Origin of the sequence: Pseudomonas sp. Pseusp16, assembly GCF_047324915.1 — a bacterium.
In the GTDB taxonomy this organism is placed as follows: domain Bacteria; phylum Pseudomonadota; class Gammaproteobacteria; order Pseudomonadales; family Pseudomonadaceae; genus Aquipseudomonas; species Aquipseudomonas fluorescens_CD.
Window position 1 is genome coordinate 6,058,097 of record NZ_CP168522.1, and the last position, 6,904, is coordinate 6,065,000.

A 6,904-nucleotide genomic window follows, 5' to 3' on the forward strand; every position below is an offset into this window, starting at 1 on the left:
AAGTGAACAAGTGGTTGATTCCAGCGGTTGCCGCCGTAGCTTTGCTCAGCGGTTGCTCCACCGTACAACGTGGCTCGATTCCGGTTGTGGATTCCGGCACCGCCGTGTCCAACAGTGAGCGGATCTCGGCCAATGGCGGCTTCCGCCAGACGACCGTCAAGCGCCCTGCACAAGGTCAGGCGCGGGCCCAGGCGATTCCGCAAGGTGACAGCGGCGTCGTGGTGATGGTGCCAGGGGCTGCAACGACTTCAACGCCGATCAGCACCACGCCGATCACCCCGGGTCCGATCACGCCGGGGCCGATTGACACGTCGCCGATCCAGTCGGCGCCGCTCAATCAGGGCAGCTACATCATGCCGTCGTCGCCAAGCGGTATTCCGTCAGCCAGTTCGGGCGGGCTGTCTGCCGACGAGCAACTCGACGGCCCGGTATTGGCTCTGCTGACCACGGCTCAACAGCAGCAGGTGAGCGGTGATCTCAATGGTGCCTCTTCCAGTCTCGAGCGCGCCCAGCGCGTTGCTCCGCGTGAACCGCAGGTGCTTTACCGTCTGGCGCAGGTGCGGATGGCTCAAGGCGATGCGGCCCAGGCCGAGCAGTTCGCTCGCCGCGGGCTGACCTTTGCCAATGGTCGTCCAGCCCTTCAGGCGAACTTGTGGGAACTGATTGGCCAGTCGCGTGAAAAACAGGGTGACTCCCAGGGCGCGGCATTGGCTCGTCAGAAGGCCAAGGTAACGCTGTGATGGATACGCGCTTTCTGAAAATCGCCGATCAACTGCTGTTGATCGAGCGCGAATTGCGCGTGCAAGGATGGTGGGATGAAGTCTCGCCATCTGCTGAAGCGCTTTCCAGCGTCGAACCGTTTTCGGTCGATACACTGGATTTCGAGCAATGGCTGCAATGGATCTTCCTGCCACGCATGAAGATGATCCTCGAGCAGAATTTGCCGCTACCCAATGCTTCGGGCATTCAGGAAATGGCCGAAATGGTCTTTGCCGGACGCAATGTCCAGGGCAAGGATCGGCAGTTGCAGGAATTGCTCAAACAGTTTGATCAACTGATCACAGCGTCTCGCTGAGCCAGAAGCTGCCAGCGTCCGCTGGCAGTTGTCCACAATCTCTCGCTATTTTGTCGGCCGTTGCAGCCTAAGTGCATGCGCGTGCCAATTTTTTGCCAAAACTTGCGCAATTGAAGCTAACACACAGCGGATTTACAGGTTTTTTCTTGCGTTCTCATGTGCTTACTAGAATAAAGCTCATAGACGACTTGACTTGCGAAGGGCGAAACAGAAGAATCCAAAGTCCGCTGTACAGGGACTGCCAGAAGCAGACCCTCTCAGCAGATCATGAGGCGCATATCCGCGTCGACCTGTTACACCCGCAACGCGTTACCTCGCGCTGGGTGGGAAAGGCCCGCAACACTTGGGACGATCCCAATACTTGCTCAGTCAGTGCTGACGTAGTCGGCGACCACCGTCGCTCATGCTCTGCTGAGAAGTAAACCTATTAAGACCCGTCCCATTTTTCGTGGGCGGTATTCTGGCGTTTTAGAGGTGAGCAACGTGGAGCTTTTATCTGGCGGTGAGATGCTCGTCCGCTTTTTGCGCGACGAAGGCGTCAAATATATCTACGGGTACCCGGGTGGTGCTCTTCTTCATGTCTACGATGCCCTGTTCAAAGAACCGGAAGTGACCCACATCCTGGTTCGTCACGAGCAAGCGGCTACCCATATGGCTGACGGCTACGCCCGTGCCACCGGTAAAGCCGGCGTGGTGCTGGTGACTTCCGGTCCGGGTGCAACCAACGCCATCACCGGTATCGCCACGGCCTACATGGACTCCATTCCGATGGTGATCATTTCCGGCCAGGTTCCGAGCACCATGGTCGGCACCGATGCTTTCCAGGAAACCGACATGATCGGTATCTCCCGGCCAATCGTGAAGCACAGCTTCATGATCAAGCATGCGTCGGAAATCCCGGAAGTCATGAAGAAGGCGTTCTACCTGGCGCAATCCGGTCGTCCTGGCCCGGTCGTTGTCGATATCCCGAAAGACATGACCAACCCGGCCGAGAAGTTCGAATACGTCTTCCCGAAAAAGGCCAAGCTGCGTTCCTACAGCCCGGCTGTTCGCGGTCACTCCGGTCAAATCCGCAAGGCGGCAGAAATGCTTCTGGCGGCCAAGCGTCCTGTGTTGTACTCGGGCGGCGGCGTGATCCTCGGCGGTGGTTCCGCACCACTGACCGAACTGGCGAAGATGCTTAACCTGCCAGTGACCAATACCCTGATGGGCCTCGGTGGCTACCCTGGCACCGACCGTCAGTTCATCGGCATGCTCGGCATGCACGGCAGCTACACCGCCAACCTGGCGATGCACCATGCTGACGTGATCCTCGCTGTCGGTGCGCGTTTCGACGACCGTGTCATCAATGGCGCGTCGAAGTTCTGCCCGAACGCCAAGATCATCCACATCGACATCGACCCGGCTTCGATCTCCAAGACCATCAAGGCCGACGTGCCAATCGTTGGTCCGGTTGAGAGTGTCCTGACCGAAATGGTCGCGATCCTCAAGGAAATCGGCGAGACCCCGAACAAGGAGTCCGTGGCCAGCTGGTGGAAGCAGGTTGATGAGTGGCGTGGTGACGGCGATCTGTTCCCGTACGACAAGGGCGACGGCAGCAAGATCAAGCCGCAAACCGTGATCGAAACCCTGTGCGAAGTGACCAAGGGCGATGCCTTTGTGACCTCCGACGTGGGCCAGCACCAGATGTTCGCTGCGCAGTACTACAAGTTCAACAAGCCGAACCGCTGGATCAACTCCGGTGGCCTGGGCACCATGGGCTTCGGTCTGCCGGCGGCCATGGGCATCGCCTTGAGCTTCCCTGACGCTGACGTTGCATGCGTCACCGGCGAGGGCAGTATCCAGATGAACATCCAGGAGCTGTCGACCTGCCTGCAATACGGTTTGCCGGTGAAGATCGTCATCCTCAACAACGGTGTGCTGGGGATGGTTCGCCAGTGGCAGGACATGAGCTACGGCAGCCGTCACTCGCATTCCTACATGGAATCGCTGCCTGATTTCGTCAAGCTGGCAGAGGCCTACGGCCACGTCGGCGTACGCATCACCGAATCGAAAGACTTGAAGTCGAAGATGGAAGAGGCGTTCGCCATGAAGGATCGCCTGGTGGTGATCGATATTTCGGTCGACACCAGCGAGCACGTCTACCCGATGCAGATCAAAGACGGCTCCATGCGCGATATGTGGCTGAGCAAGACGGAGCGTACCTAATCATGCGGCACATTATTTCCTTGCTTCTGGAAAACGAACCCGGTGCTCTGTCTCGTGTGGTTGGTCTGTTCTCGCAGCGCAACTACAACATCGAAAGCCTGACCGTGGCCCCAACCGAAGACCCGACCCTGTCGCGTCTGACGCTGACCACTGTCGGTCACGATGAGATCATCGAACAGATCACCAAGAACCTGAACAAGCTGATCGAAGTGGTAAAACTGGTCGACCTGTCGGAGAGTGCTCACATCGAGCGTGAACTGATGCTGGTCAAGGTCAAGGCCACCGGCGCCCAGCGCGCCGAGATCAAGCGCACTACCGATATTTACCGTGGACAGATCGTCGATGTCAGCGCCAGCGTGTATACCGTTCAACTGACCGGTACCAGCGACAAGCTCGACAGCTTCATTCAGTCCATTGGCACCGCCTCGATTCTGGAAACCGTCCGTAGTGGCGTGACCGGCATTGCCCGCGGCGACAAAGTACTCAGCATCTAAACCAAATTAGCGAACGGCCTGAACGGCCTGATATAGGGGAAATTCATGAAAGTTTTCTACGATAAAGACTGCGACCTGTCGATCATCCAGGGCAAGAAAGTTGCCATCATCGGTTACGGTTCCCAGGGTCACGCTCAAGCGTGCAACCTGAAAGATTCCGGCGTTGACGTGACTGTCGGCCTGCGTAAAGGTTCGGCTACCGTTGCCAAGGCAGAAGCCCACGGCCTGAAAGTGACCGACGTTGCTTCCGCTGTTGCAGCTGCCGACCTGGTCATGATCCTGACCCCGGACGAATTCCAGTCCTCCCTGTACAAGAACGAAATCGAGCCGAACATCAAGAAAGGTGCCACCCTGGCCTTCTCCCACGGCTTCGCGATCCACTACAACCAGGTTGTGCCGCGCGCTGACCTCGACGTGATCATGATCGCGCCGAAGGCTCCGGGCCACACCGTGCGTTCCGAGTTCGTGAAGGGCGGCGGTATCCCTGACCTGATCGCTATCTACCAGGACGCCTCGGGCAACGCCAAGAACGTCGCTCTGTCCTACGCTGCCGGCGTTGGCGGCGGTCGTACCGGCATCATCGAAACCACTTTCAAGGACGAGACTGAAACCGACCTGTTCGGCGAACAAGCCGTTCTGTGCGGCGGTACCGTTGAACTGGTCAAAGCCGGTTTCGAAACCCTGGTTGAAGCTGGCTACGCGCCGGAAATGGCCTACTTCGAGTGCCTGCACGAACTGAAGCTGATCGTTGACCTCATGTACGAAGGCGGTATCGCCAACATGAACTACTCGATCTCCAACAACGCCGAATACGGCGAGTACGTGACCGGCCCTGAAGTCATCAACGCCGAATCCCGTCAGGCCATGCGCAACGCCCTGAAACGTATTCAGGACGGCGAATACGCCAAGATGTTCATCAGCGAAGGCGCTACCGGCTATCCTTCGATGACCGCCAAGCGTCGTAACAACGCCGCTCACGGTATCGAAATCATCGGCGAGCAACTGCGCTCCATGATGCCGTGGATCGGTGCCAACAAGATCGTCGACAAAGCCAAAAACTAAGTCACGCGCTTGTACAGAAAACGCGGCTTAGGCCGCGTTTTTTCGTTTGGGAGGCCGGTTCTGGTATAAAGCTGCATCGTTTGTGGCCGAACCGTCGTCCCAGACACCTGTCCAAACTCTCCACCCCGTTGCAAGGTAATGTCCATGAGCGAACGCCCCGAAGAGCCAAACCAGGCTTCTGACGCCGAAAGCCTGCTGCCCATCGATGAACATGTCGAGGAAGGGCATGACGCTGAAGGTCGTAAAGTCCGGCATCGTGGTATCTATCTTCTGCCGAATCTGTTCACCACTGCGAACCTGTTCGCAGGGTTCTACTCCATCATCAACTCGATGAGCGCCCAGGCTGCCTTGAGCGCCGGCGACTCGGTGAATGCGAGCAAGTACTTTGCGTTTGCCGCCATCGCCATTTTCGTCGCGATGGTGCTCGACGGCCTTGATGGCCGGGTCGCGCGCATGACCAATACCCAGAGCGCCTTTGGTGCCGAGTACGACTCGCTGTCGGACATGGTCGCCTTTGGTGTTGCGCCGGCATTGCTGGCCTTCGGTTGGGCCTTGGGTGATATGGGCAAGGTTGGCTGGATGGTCGCCTTCGTTTATGTCGCGGGTGCGGCGTTGCGTCTCGCGCGTTTCAATACTCAGGTTGGTACGGCGGACAAACGTTACTTCATCGGCCTGGCCAGCCCGGCAGCGGCGGGTGTTGTTGCGGGCATCGTCTGGGCGTTCAGCGATTACGGTATCCAGGGCTCCAAGATGTCTTTCCTGGTGGCGCTGATGGTTGCTGCGGCCGGCATGCTGATGGTCAGCAACATCAAGTACAACAGCTTCAAGGAGCTGGACCTGAAGGGACGAGTGCCTTTCGTGGCGATTCTCGCTGTGGTGCTGGTCTTCGCAGTGGTGTTCAGTGATCCGCCGCGCATCCTGCTGCTGGTGTTTCTCGCCTACGCAGCCTCCGGTCCGGTTCAATACCTGTTACGCCTTCGCCGTAACAAGAGCGCGTAATTTCCCTCATACTCCGCAGTCTATGGGTGCATCTGTCCTCCAAAGCTGCGGAGTAACCATGCTGATCAAAGTCTCCAAAGCGTCCGACTGCCATGAGTCGGACGTCACGCCTGAATCCCTCTATCTGTCTCGACGCAAAGTGCTCGGTGCCACGGTTGCCGGCTTCGCTCTGGGCAGCCTGCCTCGGTGGGGTGTTGCCGGTGAGGCGGCGCGTTATCCGGATGTAGAGCCCGGCAAGGCGCCTGCCTGGTTCAGCGAAAAGCTTACGGCTACCCAGTGGGGCGCGGTCAACGCCAAGGATGAGGCGATCACGCCGTTCAAGGACGCGACCCACTACAACAACTTCTACGAGTTCGGCACCGACAAAGGTGATCCGGCCGCCAATGCCGGCGCGCTGAAGACGGAACCGTGGTCGGTGGTGGTGGACGGGGAGGTGGGCAAGCCTGGGCGTTATGCGCTGGAAGACTTCATGAAACCGTATCAGCTGGAGGAGCGAATCTACCGACTGCGTTGCGTGGAGGCCTGGTCGATGGTCATTCCCTGGATCGGTTTTCCCCTCTCGGCTTTGCTCAAGGAGGTCGAGCCGACCTCGAAAGCCAGATTCATCCGCTTCGAAACCCTGCAGGATCCCAAGAGCATGCCGGGTCAGCGCTCCGGTTTTGCCTTGATCGACTGGCCGTATATAGAAGGGCTGCGTCTGGATGAGGCGATGAACCCGTTGGCGATTCTCGCGGTAGGCATGTACGGGCGTGAGTTGCCTAATCAAAACGGTGCGCCGCTGCGTCTGGTGGTACCTTGGAAATACGGTTTCAAGAGCATCAAGTCCATTGTGCGCATCAGTCTGGTCGGCGAGCAGCCGAAAACCACCTGGCAGAGCATTGCGCCGGATGAATATGGCTTTTATGCGAACGTGAATCCCACCGTTGATCATCCTCGTTGGACTCAGGCTCGTGAACGCCGCCTGCCCAGTGGGTTGCTCAAACCCAATGTGCGCGACACGCAAATGTTCAACGGCTATTCAGAGGAAGTCGCCTCTCTATATACGGGGCTCGACCTGAGGGTGAAT

General features: G+C 58.2%; 7 protein-coding genes (1 of these 7 only partly in view). All 7 read left to right on the plus strand.

The window, feature by feature from the left end:
• Nucleotides 1–2: 2 nt before the first annotated feature.
• Nucleotides 3–740, plus strand: a complete 738-nt coding sequence (locus ACEN8Q_RS27550) for a tetratricopeptide repeat protein (protein WP_413426287.1) — start codon at nt 3–5, stop codon at nt 738–740.
• The gene (locus ACEN8Q_RS27555; protein WP_413704009.1) at nt 740–1,075 is read left to right on the plus strand and encodes a YqcC family protein; all 336 of its coding nucleotides are present in this window, start codon (nt 740–742) and stop codon (nt 1,073–1,075) included. The genes ACEN8Q_RS27550 and ACEN8Q_RS27555 overlap by 1 nt, the downstream gene beginning before the upstream one ends.
• A 483-nt stretch (nt 1,076–1,558) precedes the next feature.
• Nucleotides 1,559–3,283, plus strand: coding sequence for an acetolactate synthase 3 large subunit (locus ACEN8Q_RS27560; RefSeq protein WP_413426283.1), 1,725 nt, complete (start codon nt 1,559–1,561; stop codon nt 3,281–3,283).
• 2 nt (nt 3,284–3,285) lie between these two features.
• The gene (gene ilvN / locus ACEN8Q_RS27565) at nt 3,286–3,777 is read left to right on the plus strand and encodes an acetolactate synthase small subunit (RefSeq protein ID WP_003205610.1); all 492 of its coding nucleotides are present in this window, start codon (nt 3,286–3,288) and stop codon (nt 3,775–3,777) included.
• A gap of 45 nt (nt 3,778–3,822) precedes the next feature.
• Entirely contained in the window at nt 3,823–4,839 is a 1,017-nt protein-coding gene (gene ilvC / locus ACEN8Q_RS27570) for a ketol-acid reductoisomerase (protein WP_003228216.1), read from the plus strand.
• Nucleotides 4,840–4,983: 144 nt separating this feature from the next.
• Nucleotides 4,984–5,838 carry a CDP-diacylglycerol--serine O-phosphatidyltransferase gene (gene pssA, locus ACEN8Q_RS27575; protein WP_057400427.1) on the plus strand — a complete coding sequence of 285 codons (855 nt, stop codon included), beginning with the start codon at nt 4,984–4,986 and terminating at the stop codon, nt 5,836–5,838.
• A 58-nt stretch (nt 5,839–5,896) separates the two neighbouring features.
• Nucleotides 5,897–6,904, plus strand: the 5' portion of a protein-coding gene (gene msrP / locus ACEN8Q_RS27580) for a protein-methionine-sulfoxide reductase catalytic subunit MsrP (RefSeq protein ID WP_413704010.1). Its footprint extends 6 nt past the window's final position; only the first 1,008 of its 1,014 coding nucleotides appear in the window; the start codon lies at nt 5,897–5,899; its stop codon lies beyond the right edge, outside the window.

Excerpts from the sequence above, each read along its gene's own strand:
- ACEN8Q_RS27555 (WP_413704009.1), top strand. The coding sequence starts at position 740 with ATGGATACGCGCTTTCTGAAAATCGCCGATCAACTGCTGTTGATCGAG.
- ilvN (WP_003205610.1), top strand. The coding sequence starts at position 3,286 with ATGCGGCACATTATTTCCTTGCTTCTGGAAAACGAACCCGGTGCTCTG.
- ilvC (WP_003228216.1), top strand. The coding sequence starts at position 3,823 with ATGAAAGTTTTCTACGATAAAGACTGCGACCTGTCGATCATCCAGGGC.
- pssA (WP_057400427.1), top strand. The coding sequence starts at position 4,984 with ATGAGCGAACGCCCCGAAGAGCCAAACCAGGCTTCTGACGCCGAAAGC.